Here is a 20,631-nt window from a genome sequence, read left to right as displayed (position 1 = left end):
TCATTTTCAGGTGAATAACAAATGACTACTACACAGACCATCTATCTGATCGTTATTTTCCTGGTGGTGACAGGAGGGGTCTTGGCCATCCTGTGGCAATTCGGCACCCGCCCGATACAGAAACGGCTGGAGGGCATCGCGGAGGAGGGGCACGCATTGACGCCCGAGTTGTCGACCGAGTTTGCGCCGCCGCAAGAGGCGCCGGCCTGGGTCAAGCGGGTCGTCAAGCTGAGCGGCCCGCTCGCCAGGATCGCCTTGCCGCAGGAGGGGTGGGAGAACTCCAATCTGCGCATTCGTTTCATGAATGCAGGCTATCGTTTCTCCTCGGCGCCGGTAGTGTTTTTCGCCGCAAAGACCCTGCTGGCGTTGGTTTTGCCGGCGCTACTGGCCCTTTATTTCGGCATGGGCGCGACAGACAAGATCAAGCCGGCGACAGTGCTTTCCTTGCTGGTCGGTGCTGCGGCACTGGGTTACTTCGCGCCGAATGCATGGTTGATGTGGCGCATCAAGAATCGGCAGCGGGAACTGTTCGAGAGTTTTCCCGATGCCCTGGACCTGATGACGGTATGTGTGGAAGCAGGGTTGGCATTGGATGCCGCACTTGCCAGAGTGGGCGAGGAGATGCGGCTGAAAAGCATAACCCTGGCGGAGGAGTTGCATCTGGTCAGCCTGGAAATGCGCGCCGGCAGTAGCCGGGAACGGGCATTGCGCAATCTGGCATTGCGCACGGGGCTGGCAGAAATAGACTCGCTGGTGGCTTTGCTGGTGCAGTCCGATCGTTTCGGCACCAGCGTGGCGGACTCCTTACGTGTCCATTCCGAAGGTCTGCGCACCAAGCGCAGGCTGCGGGCGGAAGAGGCGGCCGCAAAGATCGCGGTCAAGCTTTTGTTCCCACTGATCTTCTGTATTTTTCCGGCATTGATGCTGGTGCTTATCGGGCCGTCGTTCCTGACCATGACCCGGGTGCTGTTCCCTGCGTTGACAGGGACGACGATGCCGTAGATTTCCCAAAGGAGATGAGCCATGAAAACCTGTCATATGATTTTGTCGGCGGCTTCCGTCATTCCCTTGCTGAGCAGTTGCGCGTCTCATCAACAGACCTCCGACAACAAGGCATGGAGCGTCAAGCCAATTTACAGCGTCAGGCATTCCACAGAGACGCCTGAAAGCTATTACCAGTTGGGGCGTTATTACCAGGGGCAGAGTCGCTATGAGCAGGCGCTGGCCGCCTACCAGAAGGCACTTGCCATCGACGGGAATTTTGCCGAGGCCCGCAACGGCATGGGGGTGGTCTATGCCATGCAGGGCCGGCAGCAGGAGGCGATCGAGCAGTTCAGGCTGGCAGTGAAGAATGCGCCGAATGCATCCCATATCCAGAACAATCTGGGCTATGCCCTGTATCTGAGCAAGTCTTACGCCGAGGCGGTAAGCGTGCTGGATCGGGCGGTCGCCCTGAATCCTGCCAACCACTCGGCGCATACCAACTTGGCGCTGGCGCTGGACAAGGCGGGCGACAGGGAGAAAGCCGTGCAGGTCATGGCCGAGGTAGCCAAGCCGCAAATGGCCGAGAATGTGCCGCCGAAGGCTGAAGAAGTGCGGCAGGCACCAACAGCCCCGGCTCCTGTACAGGCCGTGGCGGCGACAAAGCCTTCCCCAGCATCGCAGCAGGCACTGGCCTTGCCCAAGGACTGGGGCGTGATTAAACAGGCAGAACCTTCTGCCGAACCACGCCAGCAGGCATCCGCGCAGGCGAAGGAGCCGAAGATGGTTGTGGCACAGGCTGCACCCAAGACGGCCCCCCAAGTAGAAAGCCGCATCCAGGTCGCACAGGCAAAATCCGATGCATATGAACTGCGCAAGCAGACGGAAGTGCATGTGCAGGCAGTGCCCGCTGCCAAGCCGCTTCAGCAGGCATCGGTGCCGCCAAAGGAGCAGGGCACGGCGGCAGCTCAGGCCGCATTGAAACTGGTTCCTGCGGCTGAACTTCATGCCAGGACTACACTGCAGGCACCCAGAGCGGCTGAGCCTCTGGCACAGGCGACAGTCCCGGCCGCCAAGTCACTTCAACTGGCATCGGTGAAGTCCAACGAGCAGACCAAGGTTGTAACTCAAGCTGCTCAGAAGCCGGTGCCGGCGACGGAACTTCATGTCCGGACTACTCTGCAGGCATCCAGCGTGGCTGAGCAGCGGGTAGCAGCTCAGGCTGCGAAGCCCTACAGGATCGAAGTTACAAATGGCAACGGCGTGACGGGCATGGCAAGAAAAGTTGCGGGCTTCCTCCATAAGGAAGGAGATCCAAACGCCCGCCTGACCAATCAGAAACCTTTCCAGGTGACCTCGTCACAGGTGCAATATCGCACTGGCTACCGGGAGCAGGCGCAGTCGCTGGCTTCGGCCTTGCCCGGGAAACCCGGCATTGCCCAATCCAGTAACCTGCGCGGGGATATCAGCGTCAGAGTCCTGCTGGGCAAGGACCAGGCCGGCAACGTGGCGTATTACGATAAAAATCAGGAGAAAGTTCGCCTCGTACGCAACGGGTCGGATTTCTGAGGCGGATATTGCAGATAAGGCTTTAAACAAAACCACCGGCGATCGGTGGTTTTTGCTTTGTACTCGTGCCCTTGGAAAAGACGCTATTCATCCTGGAGGGCTTACGCATCCATGTCGACAAAGTAATTTGCGGAAGCGGCATCGATGGTCTCAGGCGTCAATTCCGGGTGCACTTTCATGAACCTGGCACGGTCTATGATCTGTTCCACCAGATCGCGGGGATGACTACCCACCATCGCGCGTTTGACTTTCCGGTAATAGGTATCCACCAGGTAGCGTGCGGCAGCGTCGGTGTAGGTTATTCCCTGTTGGTTGCAAACGCGCTTGAGGATCTCATAGAACTGTTCTTCGGTCTGGTAGTTGATTCGCACCTTGTGCCGGATACGGCGCAGGAATGCCTCGTCCACCAGTTCACTCGGTTTCAGGTTGGTGCAGAAGACCGTGACCTGGTCGAAGGGGATCTCGAATTTTTTGCCGGTGTGCAGTGATAGGAAGTCGGTGCCGCGCTCCAGCGGAACGATCCAGCGGTTCAGCAATTGGCGTGGCGGTACCTGTTGCCGGCCGAAGTCGTCCAGGATAAAAAAACCATTCGCGGCTTTCATGTGGATGGGGGCTTCGTAAAATTTGTTTACCGGGTCGAAGTCCAGGTCCAGCGATTCCAGCGTCAACTCTCCGCCCACCATGGCTACCGGACGACGGCACAGTCGCCAGCGCGGGTCGTGCTTGTGACCTGCTTCCAGGTCCAGCAGAGAACTTTCTTCCGCCGGTTCATCGGCGGGAATGTGTATCGCCGGATCGAACAGGCGGATGACCTGGCCGCCGACCTCGACCGCATAGGGTATGTAGACGGTGCTGGTCAGCGCCCGGGCCAGGCTCTCCGAAATGCTGGATTTCCCGGTTCCGGGAGGGCCGTACATGAATATCGAACGGCCGGAGTTAAAGGCGGGGCCGAGCCGGTGGAGGAGATCGTCATCCACCACCAGATGGCTGAGCGCTTGCCGTATCCAGGCCTCGTCTATCTCGATCTGGCGCACGGTCTGGTGCGCGGTCATGATGCTGTAGAACTTGATCGGGACGGGCGCAGCCCCGGCATATTGAGACTGTTCCAGTGCTTCGTTCGCGCGCTTCCGCCCCTGGCTGGTCAATTCGAAGACATGCGTCGCACGGTTGTATCCGGCGGCGCTTTTGATGGCGACAAGGCTATCGTTTCGTGCCAACTCCGTCAGCTCGTCCACAACGCCCATGGGCAGGCACATATTCTTGCTCATGGGCCCCAGGGAAAAGGTGCCCCCATCGAAATAGGCGGTCTTCAGCAACAGGTCTGTCAACAGTGTCGTGCTCAAGCCGGTCTGATTGATTTTGAGCGGAACAGGCGGGACCGTATTGAAGAACTGCTTCAGTTCGACAGGGGAGATGTATCCCAATGCCACCAGCGAATCGCCCAGGCGTCCGCCGTGCTGCTTCTGGTGGGAGAGCGCTTCATTGAGTTGCGCCATGGAGATGACGCTTTCGCGAACCAGCAGTTCACCGATGGTAGAAAACATGGCCCACCTCACTTGGATTAAGTTTAGTTGACCACCTTACTTAAAACTGTCGAATAGTCGATAGGCGGAAATACCTAGGGGCATCTCATCATCAGGATCGAGCGCTCACACGACGAGAGCCGAAGGAAGCGCTCGGCGCAGGATAGCGCGGCCGGTCTCCATCGTATCCTCGCTTGGAGCCTCGACTCCCGCCAAGGGATCTTCCATGCCTACAGATGCCCATTTGAAGGAGCCCATGGCATGGAACGGCAGCAGGTCCACACGCGTAAGCGCCGGGATATCCTGCAGCAGTCCCGCGAGGCACTCGAAGTGGTCCCCGGAATCGGTTATGCCGGGGACGATGACATGCCGCACCCAGATCACCTTGCCCAACTCGGATGCGCGGCGGGCGCAGTCGAGAACCGGCGCGAGGTCGCGGCCGGTGAGCTCCTTGTGCGCCGCCGGGTCCGAGTGCTTGATGTCCAGCAGGAACAGGTCGATGGGATCGAAGAACGAATCGGGAAGGCCCTCGTGCAGCTCGCCGTTGGTGTCCAGTGCGACATGCAGGCCCATGGCTTTGGCGCCGCGCGCCAGCGCATGGCAGAACTCGGGTTGCAGCAAGGGCTCGCCGCCGGAGAGGGTGAGGCCGCCGCCGTTGCGGTAGAAACTCGAAAGGCCAGCGACCTTGGCTAGCACCTCGCTCGCCTTCACCCAAGCCCCGTGCCCGGCCCGCCACGACTCGGGGTTGTGGCAGTAGTGGCAGCGCATCTGGCAGCCGGAGAGGAAGATGACGTGGCGCAGTCCGGGGCCGTCCAGCGCCCCGGCGCTCTCATGCGAGAGCACGAAGCCGCGCGGGTCGTCCTGCTGTTCTTGCATCAGCGCGCGTGGAAGGTGCGGCTGATCACGTCCTGGCGCTGTGCCGGTGTTAGGCGGTGGAACAGCACGCAGTAGCCCGACACGCGCACACACAGGTTGGGATACTTCTCCGGATGCTTGTCCGCGTCGATGAGCGTTTCACGGTCGATTACGTTGAGGTTGGCGTGGTAGCCGCCCATGCCCATATAGCCGTCGCAGAAGCTGGCGAGGTTGTCCACGCGCTCCTCCGGCGTCCTGCCCAGCGAGGACGGGGCGAACGAGACGGTCCACGAGATGCCGTCCGCGCAATCGCTGAACGGAATCCGGGCTACCGACGCGCCCGCGGCCACGAAGCCGTTGAGCTCGGCGCCGTTGGAAGGATTGGCGCCCGGCGCGAACGGCGTGCCGCCGACGCGACCGTCGGGGCTGGAGCCGGTGTGTTGGCCGTACACGACGTTGGAGGTGATGGTGAGCGCGCTCTGCGTCACCACCGCATTGCGCCGCGCCTTGAGCTTGCGCAGTTCGGCCATGAAGGTCTGCGCGGCCCACACCGCCAGGTCGTCGGCTCGCGCGTCGTTGTTGCCGTAGCGCGGGAAGGCGCCGCCCTCGTTCACATAGCCGGTGATGAGTCCGCTCGCATCGCGGATCACGCGCACCTTGCCGTATTTGATGGCGGAGAGGGAATCGGCGACATGCGACAGGCCGGCGATGCCGCAGGCCATGGTGCGATGCAGGTCGGTGTCGTGCAGCGCGAACTGGATGGCCTCGTAGGCATGCAGGTCGTGCGACTGGTGGATGATGTTGAGCGCCTTCATGTACACCTTGGCGGTCCTCTTCATCATCGCCTCGAAGCGCGCCTTCACGTCCTCGAATTCCAGATAGTCGCCGGCAACAGGCTCGAACCCCGGAGCGCACACGTCGCCGCTCAATTCATCGCGCCCGCCGTTGATGGCATGCAGCAGCGTCTTCAGCAGGTTGCAGCGCGCGCCGAAATACTGCATCGACTTGCCCACCGCCATCGGCGAGACGCAGCAGGAGATCGCCGCGTCGGAGCCATGCTCGGGGCGGATCAGGTCGTCGTTCTCGACCTGGATGGCGCGCGACGCGATGGACATCTTGGTCACGAACTTCTTGAAGCCGTCGGGCAGGCCCTGCGACCAGAGCACGGTCAGGTTGGGTTCCGGCGACGGCCCCAGCGTGGAGAGGCAATGCAGCACGCGGAAATCGGACTTGGAGCACAGAGGCCTGCCGTCCGATCCCATGCCGCCCAGGCTGATGGTGACCCACGTCGGGTCGCCCGAGAATAGCTCGTCGAAGGCCTTGGTGCGCATGAAGCGGATGAGGCGCAGCTTGATGGTCAGCTGGTCCCACAGTTCCTGCGCGCCGGCCTCGTCCAGCAGGCCGCGCTCCATGTCGCGCTCGATGTAGATGTCGAGGAAGCCGCCGATGCGGCCGATGGAAGTGGCCGCGCCATCGCTCTGCTTGGCTGCCGCGAGGTAGGCGAGATAGAGCCACTGGAAGGCCTCTTTCGCGTTCAGGGCGGGTCGGGAGAGGTCGGCTCCATGAGCCAGCCCGAGCGCCTTGAGCTCTTCAAAAGCGCGGATCTGTTCGCCGAGTTCGCCCAGCGCCTCGATGTCCTCCGCACTCAATTCGTCCTTGGCGCCGAGGGCGGCCTTGTCGGCCCGTTTGGCGCGCTCCAGCACATCGACCCCGTAGAGGGCGACGCGGCGGAAATCGCCGATGAGGCGGCCGCGGCCGTAGGCGTCCGGCAGGCCGGTGATGATCATGGCCTTGCGCGCGGCCAGCACGTCAGCAGGGTAGGCGTCGAAGACGGCCTGGTTGTGGGTCTTCGCCCAGCTGCTGAACGCCTTCTCGACCTGGGCGGGCAACGCCTCCAGGTCATGCTCGGCCAAGGCCTGCTTGACCACGCGCAATCCGCCGCGCGGATGAATGCCACGCTTGAGCGGCGCTTCCGTCTGCAGGCCGAAGATGGTCTCGTTCTCTCTGTCGATGAAGCCGGGTGCATGCGAAAGGATCGCGCTCGGCTCGAGGCTGGCCCCCAGCACGCCGCCGGCATCGCGCTCGGCGCGCAGCACTTCTTCCACCTTGACCATAAGGCGCTTGGTCTTGTCGGTAGCGTCGGCCAGGAAGGAAGCGTCGCCCGTCCAGGGGCGGATGTTCCTGGCGATGAAGTCCTGGGTGTCGATCGCCGACTGCCACGGGCCTTCGGCAAAGCCTTCCCATGCGCTCTCGCGGGAGCTTGTCGATTGATTGATCGCACTTAATTCGTTCATGTGAGACATGCCGGCCTTCTTTGTTTTAGTTTTGGTTATCGGTTGAGATTATCTCATGCCTATTCAGGCTGTCCGCTGCTGAAACAACATGGAATCTCGGACGCCACGGCGAGGGAGATGTTAATCCTTGAAATTTCGCTATTTTTCATTGGGATAGCGGACATATTCAGGGGCTCAGCCTGCATCGCCAGTGGCGGCGGGGCGCGATACTGCCAAAGTAGAGTGAAATGGTCAATCATCAAATGCGGACGGTGGCGGAGAGGGCGGGATTGTTCTGATTTCGCATTGCCTCTGTGAAATCCTCATCCCTTGTTACACTCGGGATCGCCCTGCGCGTTTCGTCCACACACCCACGTCGCCAAATAAAAAACCGCCCACAAGGGGCGGTTTTGTATTTGGCGGAGAGGGCGGGATTCGAACCCGCGGTGGGGTATTACCCCACACACGCTTTCCAGGCGTGCGACTTAAACCGCTCATCCACCTCTCCGAAAGGGCGCGAAGAATAAACTAGAACGGCTTTTGCTGCAATCAAAAATGATTGCGCCACTCTCGCAGGGCGGTGAAAACGGCGATTTCGCTGGTGTCGGCGAGGCCTTGCCGTTCCAGTGTCCGGACGATTCCGGTGGCATTGCAGCGCAGGAATGGGTTGGTGGCCTTTTCCTGTGCAATGGTGGAAGGCAGGCTGGGCTGGCTTGCGGCGCGCAGGCGTTGGGTGTCGGCGATGCGCCGGTGCACATCCGGGTTGTCCGGCTCGCAGGCCAGGGCGAAGCGCAGGTTGGCCTCGGTATATTCGTGTGCGCAGTAGACCCGGGTGGTGTCGGGCAGGGCGGCAAGACGTTGCAGGGAATGGTGCAGTTGCGCTGGCGTGCCTTCGAAGTTCCTGCCGCAGCCCGCGCCGAACATCACGTCCCCGCAGAATAATATGTCCGGACCGACGAAGGCGATGTGATCGTCGAGGTGGCCGGGGATTTCGATGATGTCGAAGGCGATGGTGGGGGCGTCGAATTCCAGCCGGTCGCCTTCGTGCAGGTCGTGGGTGATGTGCGGGTTGTTCGGATGCCGCCGTCCATACACCGGCACGTTGTATACTCCGTGCAGTTCCGCGATGCCTCCGGTATGGTCGGCGTGGCGGTGAGTGCACAGGATGGCTCGAGGTCGCAGGCCATGTGCGGCAAGGAATTCGAGCGCGGGCGCAGCTTCGCCGGGATCGACTACCAAGGCATGACGCCCGTCGTGGATGATCCAGATGTAGTTGTCCCGCAGGGCGGGGATGGCAGCGATGTCGAGCATGATGAGGGTGGGAGTTTGATGCCGGATTGTAAGTCAACTGCACAGAGTCTGAGCGAATGGTTCGCCACCCCGCAGGGCGGTTATGTGCTGGCGCGCGAGCAGGCGTATTTCGACCGCACGGTGAGCGACATCTTCGGCTTCAATGCGCTGCAACTGGGGCTGCCGGAGCATGATTTCCTGCGTGCCAGCCGCATGCCGCTGCGTTTCAACGGCGCAAGCCAGGCGGGCGCCGACGTGCAGTTGTGCTGCTCCGAGTTGCCGTTCGATTGCGACTGTCTGGACCTGGTCCTGCTGCCACATATCCTCGAGTTCGCCGACCAGCCGCACCAGATCCTGCGCGAGGTGGAGCGGGTGCTGATGCCGGAGGGCAGCCTCATCATCAGCGGCTTCAATCCGTTCAGCCTGTGGGGCATGCGCCGCATGATGGGCTGCAAGCAGGGCTATCCGTGGAACGGGCATTTCATCAACCTGCTGCGACTGAAGGACTGGCTGGCGCTGCTGGGATTCGAGGTGGCGGGCGGGCGTTTTGCGGCTTACGCGCCGCCCCTCCACACAAGCAAATGGCTGGATCGCTATGCCTTCATGGAAAAGGCGGGCGACCGCTGGTGGGCGGTAGGCGGCGGCGTGTACTTATTACATGCGGTGAAGCGCGTGCCGGGCATGAGGCTGATCAAGCCGCAATGGAACGACGGGCTGGTGAGCAAGCTGCTGCCGGTCGCGCCCAAGGTGAACAACAAGATTACCCAGAAGACGAAAACAGAATGAGCAACGAAGTAGTAGAGATTTTTACCGACGGCGCATGCAAGGGGAATCCCGGCGTCGGCGGCTGGGGTGCGTTGTTGCGCACCAAGGGCAAGGAGCGCGAGCTGTTCGGCGGCGAGGCGCACACCACCAACAACCGCATGGAACTGCTGGGGGCGATCTCCGCGCTGGAGGCGCTGAAGCGTCATTGCAAAGTCAGGTTGCACACCGATTCCAAGTACGTGCAGCAGGGCATCAGCACCTGGATACACGGCTGGAAGCAGCGCGGCTGGAAGACGGCGGACAAGAAGCCTGTGAAGAACGAAGACCTGTGGCGCCGGCTGGATGCCGTGTCCGCGCAGCATGAGATCGAGTGGGTGTGGGTCAAGGGCCATGCCGGCCACGACGGCAACGAGCGCGCCGACGAACTGGCGAACCGCGGCGTCGAATCGGTACAAGGGGGCGGCAATGCGTAAGATCGTACTGGATACCGAGACTACCGGCCTCAGTCCCGCCGGCGGACACCGCATCATCGAAGTGGCGGCTATCGTGCTGGAGGGACGCAAAGTATCGACGAGCCATTTCCATCATTACCTCGACCCCGAGCGCGAGGTGGACGAGGACGCGGCGCGGGTGCACGGTTTCACCTGGGACATGCTGCGCGGCCGGGCGAAGTTCGCCGACATCGCGCCCAGCTTTCTCGAATTTATCGGCGACTCGGAGCTGATCATCCACAATGCCCCGTTCGATATCGGCTTCCTGAATCACGAACTCAACCTGCTCGGATTGCCGCCGCTGACCAACCCGGTGACCGACACGCTCAAGGTTGCGCGCGAGATGCATCCGGGCAAGAAGAACAGCCTCGATGCGCTGTGCTCCCGCTACGAGATCGACAACGCGCACCGTACCCTGCACGGCGCGTTGCTGGATACCGAGTTGCTGGCCGAGGTGTATTTCGCTATGACGCGCGGGCAGGACAGCCTGCTCGGCGACGACCATGCTCCCGTGGCACGCCAGCCCGCGGTGCTGGCCTTGGACGGCTCGCGTCCCAAGCTGCGCGTCTTGCCGGCGACCGAAGAAGAACTGGCGGCGCATGCCCAGCAGCTCACCGACATCGACAAGGCCAGCAAGGGCGCCTGCCTGTGGAAGAAACTGGAACAGGAAACTCAGCCGGAGGGCACGGCATGAGCGTGTTCCTGAAGCGCCTCGCGGCGCTCCTGGCCGCGGCCGTCGCCGTTTCGTATATGGGCGCCTGCGGCTACATGCAGACGACGCAGCTCGAGAAGGTGTTCGAGCCATCGCCGGCATTGCAGACCACGCCGGAACGGATGGGCATGCCGTTCGAGGAACTGCGCATCCCCGTGGGCAGCGGCGCGGAGCGCGGCGAGCTGTACGCATGGTGGGTGCCTTCCGGCAAGGCGGATGCGCCGACCGTGATGTATTTGCACGGTAACTTCGGCAACATCGGCCACAACCTCGATCACACGAAGCGCCTGCATGACATGGGCTACAACGTGCTGCTCCCGGATTACCGGGGCTACGGCAAGAGCAGCGACGGACAGCCCACCGAGGCACGGGTGTATGAAGATGCAGAGGCGGCCTGGCAGTACCTGCTCAAGGTGCGCGGTGTGCCGCCGCAGCGCGCCTTCATCTACGGCCACTCGCTGGGCGGTGCCATCGCCATCGACCTTGCGGTGCACCATCCCGAAGCAGCCGGCCTGATCACCGAAGGCACCTTCACCTCGATGCAGGCGATGGGTGAGTTGAAATACGATTATCTGCCGCTCGGCCTGCTGTTGAACCAGCGATTCGAATCCTTGCAGAAGGTGCCCAAGCTGAAGATTCCGGTGCTGCTGATCCACGGATCCTGGGACGAGAAGGTGCCGGTGGCGATGGCGAAGCAGCTGTATGATGCCGCGCCTCAGCCCAAGCAGCTGCTGCTGATCGAAGGCGGCGAGCACAGCAACAGCGGCACGATAGGCTGGGTCGAGTACCGCGACGCGGTTTCGGCTTTCATCAGACAATACACCCACTAACATCGCCCGTCGCGGGCGAAACGGAACCATTATGAAGACAGATGTGATCATTATCGGCGCGGGCGCTGCCGGCCTGATGTGTGCCATGCAGGCGGCGCAGCGCGGGCGTGCCGTGGTGCTGCTCGACCACTCCAAGAAACTCGCCGAGAAGATCCGCATCTCCGGCGGCGGGAATTGCAACTTCACCAACCTTGACGTCCGGCCGGAGAACTTCATTTCCAGCAACCCGGACTTCTGCCGCTCGGCGCTGGCGCGATACAAGCCGCAGGACTTCATCGCGCTGCTGTACAAGCACAACATCGCTTTCCACGAAAAAGACCTCGGCCAGTTGTTCTGCGACGACGGATCGGAAGCGATCATCGCCATGTTGCGCGGCGAATGCGACGAGGCGGGCGCGAAGCGCTTCATGAACTGCGAGATCGAAGAGATCACGTACGACGCGCCGAAGGAAGAGGGCGCCAAGGGCAAGTTCAACGTTTCCACCTCGCGTGGCGAATTCACTGCAGCATCGCTGGTCGTCGCGACCGGCGGCCTGTCCATACCCAAGACCGGCGCTACGCCGTTCGGCTACCACGTCGCCGAGCAGTTCGGCATCCCCATCGCCAAGCTCAGGCCCGGCCTGGTGCCGCTGAGCGTGGCCCCCGACGACTGGAAGCCCTATGCCGACCTGACCGGCGTATCGCTCGATGTGACGGTGAGTTTCGGCAAGCAGTCGTTCCGCGAGAACATGCTGGTCACCCATCGCGGCCTCAGCGGCCCGGCGATCCTGCAGATATCGTCGTACTGGCAGCACGGCCAGCCGCTGCACATCGACCTGTTGCCGGCTCTCGATATGGCGGTGCAGCTCGACGAGCAGAAGGGCAGCAAGAAACTGCTGAGCAACTACCTGACGCAGTGGTGGCCGAAAAGCTTCGCCGAAGCTTGGTGCGAGCAACTGCCCGGCATCGAAAACCTGCCGCTCAACCAGTACAACGACAAGCAGCGCAAGCTGATCGCCGCGAGCATCCACGACTGGCAGGTCACCCCCAGCGGCACGCTGGGCTACACCAAGGCCGAGGTCACCTGTGGCGGCGTGGACACGCGCGCGCTGTCGTCCAAGACCATGGAGTGCAACGAAGTGCCGGGCCTGTATTTCATCGGCGAGGTGGTAGATGTCACCGGCCAGCTCGGCGGCTACAACTTCCAGTGGGCGTGGGCCTCGGGCCATGCGGCCGGGCAGGCGGTCTAACCGGTAAGCCATGGGCGGATTCTTCGCCGGTCTGCTCGGGTGGGGAAAGGACGTTCCCGTCCTTGACGATGAAGCGTGGCAGGCGGCCATGGGGCTGCCCGTGTTCGACGGGCTGAATCCGGAAGAGATCGACCGCCTGCGGGAACTGGCGGGCAAGCTGCTCGCCGACAAGGCATTCAACGGTGCGGGAGATGCCGAGGTGGATACCGGCATGGCGACCGTCATCGCCGCATTCGCGGCCCTGCCGGTGCTGAACCTCGGTTACGGCTGGTACGAAGGCTGGAACGAGATCGTGGTCTATCCGGGCGAATTCCTCTACGACGGCGAACAGATGGACGAAGCCGGCGTCGTCCACCACGTGCGCCATGCCCGCAGCGGCGAGTCCTGGGAGGGCGGCCCCATGGTGCTGTCCTGGCAGGATGTGCAGCATTCCGGGCTGGGCGAGGGCTACAACGTCGTGATCCACGAATTCGCCCACAAGCTGGACATGAGGAACGGCAACGCGAACGGCCGCCCGCCGCTGCACTCCGGCATGAGCCCGGAGGAGTGGGCGCACGACTGGCAGACCGCTTACGACGACTTCTGCCGCCGCGTGGACGGCGGCGAAGAGACCCTGATCGATCCCTATGCCGCGGAGAGCCCCGCGGAATTCTTCGCTGTCCTTTCCGAATGTTTCTTCGAGGCGCCCGATGTGCTGCATCAGGTCTATCCGGCGGTGTACGGGCAATTGCAGCGTTTCTATCTGCAGGACCCGCTGGCTCGTCATTTCTCGGGAGACCAATGAATCGGGAGCGAGAAAACGCGGAGAGGACCAGCATCGCTCCCGACCCTGCGCCGGATAGCCCGCTGGTGTTGACCGAGGCGGACGAAGCCCCGGAATCCCTTTTGAACGAATGGCCTGAAGACGGTGCGTTCTACCGGGCGACCCGGCATGCCATGCCGGGCTTCTCTCTCGGCTATCTGGTTGCGCACCGTGCAGGTGTGCGCGTCGCGGTCATTCCCTATTTCATCACCGAATTCAGACTCAACACCATGCTCGATGTGGGCTGGATGAAGCGCGTGCTCGGCGGATTGAGCTTGCGTGTCGCCTGTGTCGGGCACCCCACGGTCTCATTCGGGCGCATCGACGGACAGATCAGCAGCCAGCTGCTCGACCAGGTCTCTGCCGTATTGAGCAGGAAGGCGCCCATCGTCGCCTTCAAGGGCTTCGGGCCTGACCTGCCGGCGCACGGTTTCGTCCGCGTGAAAGGACTGCCGGTGGCCGTGCTGAACCTCGAGGGGGACTTCTGGAGCACCTTGCACAACCACAAGCAGCGCAACGATTTCACTCGCAAGCTCAGGGCTTCATCTGCGCTGCGCTTCGAGGAGCACGCCGGCCTGCCCGCCGAATATCTGGAACGGATTCATCATCTCTACCTGGGTACCCGCAGCCGCGCTGCCATCCAGTTCGAGTGCCTGTCCCCCGAGTATTTTTCCGCCACTTCCGATCGCAGTATCTACGTCCTCGCCTTCCTGCATGAACAGCTGGTCGGTTTCGCGCAGATGCTGCCCAAGGGCGAGAGGGTGGTGGGCAAGTATCTGGGCATGGATTACACGGCCAATCGCGAGCATGGCGTGTATTTCGCCTTGTGCCTGCATGCGCTGGAGGTCTGCGCCCGCCGGGGATACACGGAAATCGAGTTGGGCGAGACCGGCTACAGCTTCAAGCAGGCCTTGGGCTGCGGCATGGTCGATATCTGGCACTACTATCGCCACTGCAACCCTGTCGTTCACTCGCTGCTGGCACGTCTTGCTTTTCTCCTCGAGCCGTCCGGAAAAGACCTGCCGGGATAGCAGCCGCCTGCCAAGACGTTTAGTGCTATAGTTTCCGCGCGTTTTTCTATCTACAGGAGTCGACGATGCGTGCCTTATGGATGGTTTTGCTGACGGTGCTGTTGAGTGGTTGCGGCTACAACACTTTTCAATCGACCGACGAGCAGATCAAGGCGAGCTGGGCGGAGGTGCTGAACCAGTACCAGCGGCGCGCCGACCTGATCCCCAATCTGGTGAACACCGTCAAAGGTTATGCGTCGCAGGAGAAGAGCGTGCTGCTGGGTGTCACCGAGGCGCGCGCCAAGGTCGGCAGCATCCAGGCCACGCCTGAGCTGATCAACGACCCGCAGGCGTTCGCCAAATTCCAGGCCGCGCAGGGCGAGCTGACTTCGGCGCTGAGCCGTTTGCTGGTGGTTTCCGAGAATTACCCGCAACTGAAATCCGACCAGAACTTCCGTGACCTGCAGGCCCAGCTCGAAGGCACGGAGAACCGCATCACCGTGGCACGCAACCGCTACATCAAGGCGGTGCAGGAATACAACGTCGCGGTACGCTCCTTCCCGACCAACCTGACGGCGATGCTGTTCGGATACGGCGTCAAGCCGTCGTTCACGGTGGAGGACGAGAAAGAGATCTCGCGTCCGCCGACAGTGGACTTCAACGCGCCCCAGCCGGCACCGGCAAAATAAATGAACATCCTGGCGCGAGTCTTCCTGCTTGCGCTGCTGCTGTGCGGAGCGGCGCGGGCCGAGGTGGCCGTGCCGCCGCTTTCCGCGCGCGTCACCGACCTCACCGCCACGCTGGATGCTCAGCAGATCCTGACGCTGGAGTCCCGTCTCGCCGAATTCGAAAAGAACAAGGGCGCGCAGCTCGCCGTGCTGATCGTGCCGACCACCCAGCCGGAAACCATCGAGCAATACGGCATCCGCGTCGCCGAGGCATGGAAGCTGGGGCGCAAGGGCGTGGACGACGGCGCGCTGCTGCTCGTCGCCAAGGACGACCGCGCGCTGCGCATCGAAGTGGGCTACGGCCTCGAAGGCGTGCTGAACGATGCCACCGCGCACCGCATCGTCGACGAGATCATCGTGCCGTACTTCAAGCGTGGTGAGTTCTATCCGGGCATCGAATCGGGGCTGGCGGCGATGATGAAGGTCGTCAACGGAGAACCCTTGCCGCCGCCGCAGCGCGGCGCCGCCAGCGGGAAATTCGACATCGAGTCCATGCTATTCGCCGCCTTCGGGCTGGTGGTGGTCGTGGGCGGGATATTGCGCGCGCTGCTCGGGCGCTTCCCTGCCGCATTGCTGACGGGTGGAGGGCTGGGACTGGTGGCATGGCTGACGGTCGCGCCGTTGTTCGTGGCGCTGCTGGTCGGGGTGATGGCATTCGTGTTCGTGCTGCTGGGCGGCACGCGGCGCGGTTTCGGCGGTTATGGCAGCGGCGGCTTCGGGGGCGGGAGTCATGGCGGCGGCTTCGGCGGGGGAGGCTTCAGCGGCGGGGGCGGCGGCTTCGGCGGTGGCGGAGCCTCGGGACGATGGTAGGGGCGCGATTCATCGCGCCCTTTCGGGTACGGCAATTAATCAGGGCGCGATGAATCGCGCCCCTACGGTCAGGGTGAAATGGATATAAAACGCATCATGCGGCATCTATCCACGGGACGTGCGGCGGTTCGGCGGGCCTTTTCGCAGAGCACGCTGGACGCGATCGAGCACGCGATCCGCGAGATCGAGGCGCAGCACAGCGGACAGATCCGTTTCGCGGTCGAGGCCGCGCTCGACCTCTCGCCGCTGCTGGCGGATCAGACGGCGCGCGAACGGGCCATCGAGGTGTTCTCGCTGTTGCGCGTGTGGGATACCGAACACAACAACGGCGTGCTGATCTATTTGCTGTTGGCCGACCGTGACGTGGAGATCGTCGCCGACCGCGGTGTTCACGCCAGGCTGGGGCCGTCGGCGTGGGAAGCGATCTGCGTGGAAATGGAAGCGGCATTCCGCGAGGGCCGGTTCGAGGAAGGTGTGCTCGCCGGTATCCGCAGCGTCGGAAATCACCTCATACAGCATTACCCGCATGCGGGTGAGAAATTGAACGAATTGCCGGATCGTCCTGTGTTGCTATAGTGGGTCAAGCGGGATGCAGCGGTCTTGAGGCGCTGCCATCTCTTGTCTTTGCCACCTCACAGGAGAGGAATCATGATCCGCAATCCGATCGACATCTCTACCCGCGTCAGCCCCGAGCTGTCCAAGCTCATCGAAAGCATCATCGACCAATTGGAGACTGACGAACCGGTCACGCTGGCCATGGTTCGTTCGTTCATCGTGAATGACCTGCCCGAGGAGTTCAGCGAAACCGAGGAAATGCACCACTTCGACGTCGGCGAATCGCTCGTCGACGAACTGGATATGCTGATCGACGGGTTCGGCGAGTCGGCGGCAGCGGTGGATTTCATCCACGCCTTTGCCAGCGAACAACTTTCGCGGGCGATCGAGACCGTCGCGAACGACGAGAATCGCGAGAATCCGGCCACCTTGGCCGATGTCAGGCGAGCGCTGGCCGCCGGCTTGGCCGGTCGCCTGATAGGCGATGGAGTGCTGGAGGATGAAGAGGGTGACATGCTCGCGCCCGAACTCGAAGTCCTGATCGATCGCTTTGGCGGCGAAACCCCGGCGGAGAGTTTCCTGCGTTACGAATAGCGAACCAACCGGACTGTCGCGTGGTTTAAGGAGGAAGCATGAGAAACATATTCGTTCTGTTGGTGTTGCTGCTTTCCATCAGCAACAACGCTCATTCGGCAACGTTGTTTGCCACGGTCGACTCTCTTTCCGGAAAAGCTTTCGTGTCGGCCGACGCCATGCAATGGAAGGCGGTTTCCGTCGGACAGAAGATATACGAAGGGCAGACCATCACTACCGACGATGACGGTGAGGTCCACCTTGAAACGGTGGACGGAGGGATCATTGCCATCCGGCCGGACACCGAGTTCCGCGTCGACGAATACAAGGCCGAAGGCGATGCCGACGACAAAGTATTCATGTCCCTGCTCAAAGGAGCGATGCGTTCCGTCACCGGCTGGATCGGTAAATACAACGCATCGGGCTACCGAGTCACGACGCCGACCGCCACCATCGGTATCCGGGGAACCGACCACGAGACTACCGTGATCGATGAGACCGATGGCGACGAGGCGGGTACCTACGACACGGTCAACGAAGGCGAGACGGTGCTGAAGACGAAGTATGGCGAGAGCGTCGTGACGCCGGAGAAGTTCGCTTTTGCACCCAGGTACCGTGCAGTCGCGCCGGTGTTACTGGCTCAAAGGCCGATGTTTTGGGCAAAGCGCAAGCTGGTGATCGAAGGGCTCATCCCGCAGCGCAAGGCGCAGCTGCGGGATCGCATCAAGCAGCTGCGTGATGACCGGATCAAGCAGCGGGAGAAGATGCGCGACAAAAGCACCGGCCAAGCCCAAACCAAAAAGAAGGAGCATGCCAAAGAGGCACGCAAGGAGATGCGCGCGAAGCAGAGGAAACAGGCCGAACAACGCCGTGACGTTCTGCGCAAGGAAAAAAGCCGGAATGCGACACAAGGTGTCGGCCCTGAAAAGGCGGAGCGCATCAAACGCGAACAGCGGCCCCGACCGGAGCAGAAGAATAGGAATTAACGCCGGTTGACGTAGGCGCGACTTGGCAACAGGATGCGGTTGAGTCAGGCTGCAGGTCGGCATTGCCGTTTAGCGCTAGCGTTTGTGCACGGTCTTGGTGTGTTCCGATGCCTGGCAGGCACGGCGATAGGCCTGCAAGGTTTTCTGGGCGTGGCCCAGCACGCTGCCTCGCGGATAGGTGCCAGCATCGTTCGCTAGGCCTGCGGCCAAGCCGGTGAGCAGCTCGATGCCCTCGGTTGCGTGCTCTGCGGTATAGATATGGAACAACCCCTGTTCGACGGCCTCGACCACTTTGCGCTCCAGCATCAGGTGGCGGCGGTTACGTTGCGGGATCAGCACGCCGTGGCTGCCGTCCAGTCCGGCCGTTTCGCAGATACGGAAATAACCCTCGATCTTTTCGTTGATAGCGCCCACCGGCAGTACCTCGCCGTGCTGGTTGACCGCACCGGTCACCGCGATGCCCTGTTTGAGCGGCAGTCCGGACAGAGAGGAGAGCAACGCATACAACTCGGCACAGGAAGCGGAGTCGCCTTCCACGCCGCTGTATTCCTGCTCGAACACGATGGAGGCATTGAGCGCGAGCGGCGCGTTGCGGAAAAATAGGGCAGACAGGTAGTTGTGCAGGATGAGAACGCCCTTGTCGTGGATCGGGCCGGACATCTCCACTTCATGCTCGATGTTGAGCAGGCCGTCCTCGCCGGCGTAGGTGCGTGCAGTGATGCGCACCGGGAAGCCAAAGCGGTAATCGCCCAGGTCGATCTCGGTCAGCCCGTTGAGCTGGCCGACCCGCTCGCCCTGCAATGCGATCATCATGTCGCCTTCGGCGATGGCTTCCCGCAACCGCTGTTCGGGGTAGTCGTGGCGCAGGGTGCGGGCGGCCAGTGCCGCCTCGATATCCTCCGCCTCGACCAGGCGGCCGGCTCGGGCGCTGCACAGCGCGGCGCTTTCCATGACCAGCGCCTCGGTGCGGGAGAAGATCGCGCTCTGGCGCGTCCGGTCTTCCGCTTCGCGGTGTCCATCCTCCAGCAGGCGTGCCACGGCGGCCGCGGAAAAGTGCGGCAGTCCCCGTTCCCGGCAGGCATGGGCGACGAAGATGGCCGAGGCGCGGCGGGTCGCGTCGCTGGATAAAAAGCTTTCGGCAAAGTCCACCTTCACGCGGAAGCGGCGCGCGGACTCCGGGTCGGCTTCCTGCAGTTCGTAATACAGTTCGCGCGAGCCGATGAGGACGATCTTGACGTCGATGTCCACTGCCTCGGGTTCGAGCGAAACCGCCGCAATCGGCGCATAGGTCGTGCCGGGTTCCTCGATCTGCAGCCGGCCGCTGCGCAGGAACCGCCGCAGTTTTTCGAGGACCAGTCCGTCGGCCACCAGATCGCGCAGGTGCAGCATCAGGAACCCGCCGTGCGCCTTGTGCAGGCTGCCGGCGCGGATGCGGGAAAAGTCGGTCACCAGCACATCGTTTTCGGTCTGGTATTCGATGCTGCCGAACAGCGAGCGGAATAGCGGATTGTCCTCGACGATCACCGGCGCGCCGCTCAGCCCGTCGTTGTCCACCACCAGGTTCACCCTGTAGCGGGACAGCACCTTGCACAGCGCCTCCTTGCGCAGTTCTTCGTCGTTATCTGAAACCTTGAACAGTTCGAGGTTGTCGAGCACGTCGTGCACCACATGGTCCAGATACGACCTTAGCTTGACGGAGTCCTTGATCTGCTTCTTCAGACCGACGCGGATTTCCTGCAACTCGTGGTCCAGGAGCGGCTTCACCACCTGGCGCCGCAATGCGGACAGCGCCCCGTTCTTCGCCTGTTCCATCGGCCGTACCTTGTCGAGATAGCGGCTGATCTCGGCGCGTAATTCCTGTTCGGCTCGCTCGATCTCGGTGCGGCGCTCCTTGGGCAGGACGAGCACTTCGTCCTCGGTCAGGGCATGCCCCTTCTTGCCGCGGAGGGTGAACAGCAGATGCCCGGATTCGCGATGCATGGTGAAACTGCGGGCTTCGGCAAAGGCCTCGAGTTCGCCGAAGACCTTTGCTTCTTCGGTCTTGTAGGTCTTCTCGATGCGTTCGCTTTCATCCTTGAAATCCTGACGTTCCAGGCGTTGGGGAATCTCGGTTTGCAGCGATTTCGTCATGCGCGCCATGAGCTGGCGGAGCAGCCGCCCCTGACCGGCTGGCAAGCGCAGTGCGCGCGGATGTTCAGGCGCGTCGAAGTTGTGCAGGTAGCAAAGGTCGGGCGGCACCGGACGCTTCGCGGCTGCGGCTTGCATCGCCTGCCTGAGCAGCGAAGAGCGGCCGCTGCCGACCTCGCCCAGCACGAACAGGTTGTAATCAGGCTGATCCATGCCGAGGCCGAAACGGGCCGCCACCTCCGCGCGCTCTTGCCCGATCCACGGCAGGGGATGTTCCAGCAATTCGGACGTGTCGGCGAACCCCAACGCATCCGGAGCGATGGTGAGGCGCAGTTCGGCAGGAGTCAGGTTCGATGTCGGCATATCAATTCCCCTTCTGTGGTCTCGGGTTTGCGTGCCGGGCAAGCCTTATCTGGTTTCGATTAAACGCTTAATGCAGTCTTATGGCAACTGCCCTGTACGGTCGCAAAAGCAGCAGATAGCCTGCTATAGTTGGCACTCCCACGTGGCGTTTTTTAGGCGG

At 62.1% G+C, this 20,631-nt stretch carries 19 protein-coding genes and 1 tRNA gene; 14 read left to right on the top strand and 6 right to left on the bottom strand.

Annotated elements, in window-relative coordinates; all coding sequences use genetic code 11:
* Window positions 1-21: 21 nt before the first annotated feature.
* Window positions 22-1,002, top strand: a complete 981-nt coding sequence (locus tag FGKAn22_RS07525; RefSeq protein WP_212785013.1) for a type II secretion system F family protein — start codon at window positions 22-24, stop codon at window positions 1,000-1,002.
* Window positions 1,003-1,023: 21 nt separating this feature from the next.
* A complete protein-coding gene (locus FGKAn22_RS07520) occupies window positions 1,024-2,550 on the top strand; it encodes a LytR C-terminal domain-containing protein (protein WP_212785011.1) in 1,527 nt (508 codons plus the stop codon).
* 101 nt (window positions 2,551-2,651) lie between these two features.
* On the opposite strand, the gene FGKAn22_RS07515 is transcribed toward FGKAn22_RS07520, so the two are convergent.
* From FGKAn22_RS07515 to gloB, 5 genes are all read right to left on the bottom strand, one after another.
* Window positions 2,652-4,094: a cyclic di-GMP-binding domain-containing protein, MshE-related gene (locus FGKAn22_RS07515; protein WP_212785009.1), complete on the bottom strand. Its 1,443-nt coding sequence runs from the start codon at window positions 4,092-4,094 to the stop codon at window positions 2,652-2,654.
* 105 nt (window positions 4,095-4,199) lie between these two features.
* Window positions 4,200-4,949, bottom strand: coding sequence for a pyruvate formate-lyase-activating protein (gene pflA, locus FGKAn22_RS07510; RefSeq protein WP_212785007.1), 750 nt, complete (start codon window positions 4,947-4,949; stop codon window positions 4,200-4,202).
* Window positions 4,949-7,222, bottom strand: a complete 2,274-nt coding sequence (locus FGKAn22_RS07505) for a pyruvate formate lyase family protein (protein WP_212785005.1) — start codon at window positions 7,220-7,222, stop codon at window positions 4,949-4,951. Before FGKAn22_RS07505 ends, pflA begins: the two co-directional genes overlap by 1 nt.
* Window positions 7,223-7,618: 396 nt before the next feature.
* Window positions 7,619-7,709 (bottom strand) — tRNA-Ser (locus FGKAn22_RS07500).
* Window positions 7,710-7,750: 41 nt separating this feature from the next.
* On the bottom strand, window positions 7,751-8,512 hold the full coding sequence (gene gloB, locus FGKAn22_RS07495) for a hydroxyacylglutathione hydrolase (RefSeq protein WP_212785003.1): 762 nt from the start codon (window positions 8,510-8,512) through the stop codon (window positions 7,751-7,753).
* A gap of 18 nt (window positions 8,513-8,530) precedes the next feature.
* Between gloB and FGKAn22_RS07490 the strand changes: the two genes are divergently transcribed.
* The 12 genes from FGKAn22_RS07490 (at window position 8,531) to FGKAn22_RS07435 (ending at window position 17,981) form a co-directional block, all read left to right on the top strand.
* On the top strand, window positions 8,531-9,277 hold the full coding sequence (locus FGKAn22_RS07490) for a class I SAM-dependent methyltransferase (RefSeq protein WP_212785000.1): 747 nt from the start codon (window positions 8,531-8,533) through the stop codon (window positions 9,275-9,277).
* The gene (rnhA, locus tag FGKAn22_RS07485) at window positions 9,274-9,729 is read left to right on the top strand and encodes a ribonuclease HI (protein ID WP_212784998.1); all 456 of its coding nucleotides are present in this window, start codon (window positions 9,274-9,276) and stop codon (window positions 9,727-9,729) included. The genes FGKAn22_RS07490 and rnhA overlap by 4 nt, the downstream gene beginning before the upstream one ends.
* Window positions 9,722-10,441 carry a DNA polymerase III subunit epsilon gene (gene dnaQ, locus FGKAn22_RS07480; RefSeq protein WP_212784996.1) on the top strand — a complete coding sequence of 240 codons (720 nt, stop codon included), beginning with the start codon at window positions 9,722-9,724 and terminating at the stop codon, window positions 10,439-10,441. The genes rnhA and dnaQ overlap by 8 nt, the downstream gene beginning before the upstream one ends.
* Window positions 10,438-11,289, top strand: coding sequence for an alpha/beta hydrolase (locus tag FGKAn22_RS07475; protein ID WP_212784994.1), 852 nt, complete (start codon window positions 10,438-10,440; stop codon window positions 11,287-11,289). Before dnaQ ends, FGKAn22_RS07475 begins: the two co-directional genes overlap by 4 nt.
* 31 nt (window positions 11,290-11,320) lie before the next feature.
* On the top strand, window positions 11,321-12,517 hold the full coding sequence (locus FGKAn22_RS07470; RefSeq protein WP_212784992.1) for a BaiN/RdsA family NAD(P)/FAD-dependent oxidoreductase: 1,197 nt from the start codon (window positions 11,321-11,323) through the stop codon (window positions 12,515-12,517).
* 10 nt (window positions 12,518-12,527) lie between these two features.
* Entirely contained in the window at window positions 12,528-13,301 is a 774-nt protein-coding gene (locus FGKAn22_RS07465) for a M90 family metallopeptidase (protein WP_212784990.1), read from the top strand.
* Window positions 13,298-14,350 carry a GNAT family N-acetyltransferase gene (locus tag FGKAn22_RS07460; RefSeq protein ID WP_212784988.1) on the top strand — a complete coding sequence of 351 codons (1,053 nt, stop codon included), beginning with the start codon at window positions 13,298-13,300 and terminating at the stop codon, window positions 14,348-14,350. Before FGKAn22_RS07465 ends, FGKAn22_RS07460 begins: the two co-directional genes overlap by 4 nt.
* A 65-nt stretch (window positions 14,351-14,415) precedes the next feature.
* Window positions 14,416-15,018: a LemA family protein gene (locus tag FGKAn22_RS07455; protein ID WP_212784986.1), complete on the top strand. Its 603-nt coding sequence runs from the start codon at window positions 14,416-14,418 to the stop codon at window positions 15,016-15,018.
* Complete coding sequence (locus tag FGKAn22_RS07450; RefSeq protein WP_212784985.1) at window positions 15,019-15,867, top strand: TPM domain-containing protein; 849 nt, start codon at window positions 15,019-15,021, stop codon at window positions 15,865-15,867.
* Between the two features lie 78 nt (window positions 15,868-15,945).
* A complete protein-coding gene (locus tag FGKAn22_RS07445) occupies window positions 15,946-16,443 on the top strand; it encodes a TPM domain-containing protein (protein ID WP_212784984.1) in 498 nt (165 codons plus the stop codon).
* Between the two features lie 72 nt (window positions 16,444-16,515).
* On the top strand, window positions 16,516-17,016 hold the full coding sequence (locus tag FGKAn22_RS07440) for a hypothetical protein (protein ID WP_212784983.1): 501 nt from the start codon (window positions 16,516-16,518) through the stop codon (window positions 17,014-17,016).
* Between the two features lie 38 nt (window positions 17,017-17,054).
* Window positions 17,055-17,981, top strand: a complete 927-nt coding sequence (locus tag FGKAn22_RS07435; RefSeq protein ID WP_212784982.1) for a FecR domain-containing protein — start codon at window positions 17,055-17,057, stop codon at window positions 17,979-17,981.
* A 75-nt stretch (window positions 17,982-18,056) separates the two neighbouring features.
* Here the strand turns inward: FGKAn22_RS07435 and FGKAn22_RS07430 are convergent, their stop codons facing one another.
* Complete coding sequence (locus FGKAn22_RS07430; RefSeq protein ID WP_212784981.1) at window positions 18,057-20,471, bottom strand: Lon protease family protein; 2,415 nt, start codon at window positions 20,469-20,471, stop codon at window positions 18,057-18,059.
* Window positions 20,472-20,631: the final 160 nt, after the last annotated feature.

Source organism: Ferrigenium kumadai (assembly GCF_018324385.1).
Classification (GTDB): domain Bacteria; phylum Pseudomonadota; class Gammaproteobacteria; order Burkholderiales; family Gallionellaceae; genus Gallionella; species Gallionella kumadai.
Note: the sequence above shows the minus strand (reverse complement) of the source record. Positions and strands in the feature narration are given on the sequence as shown.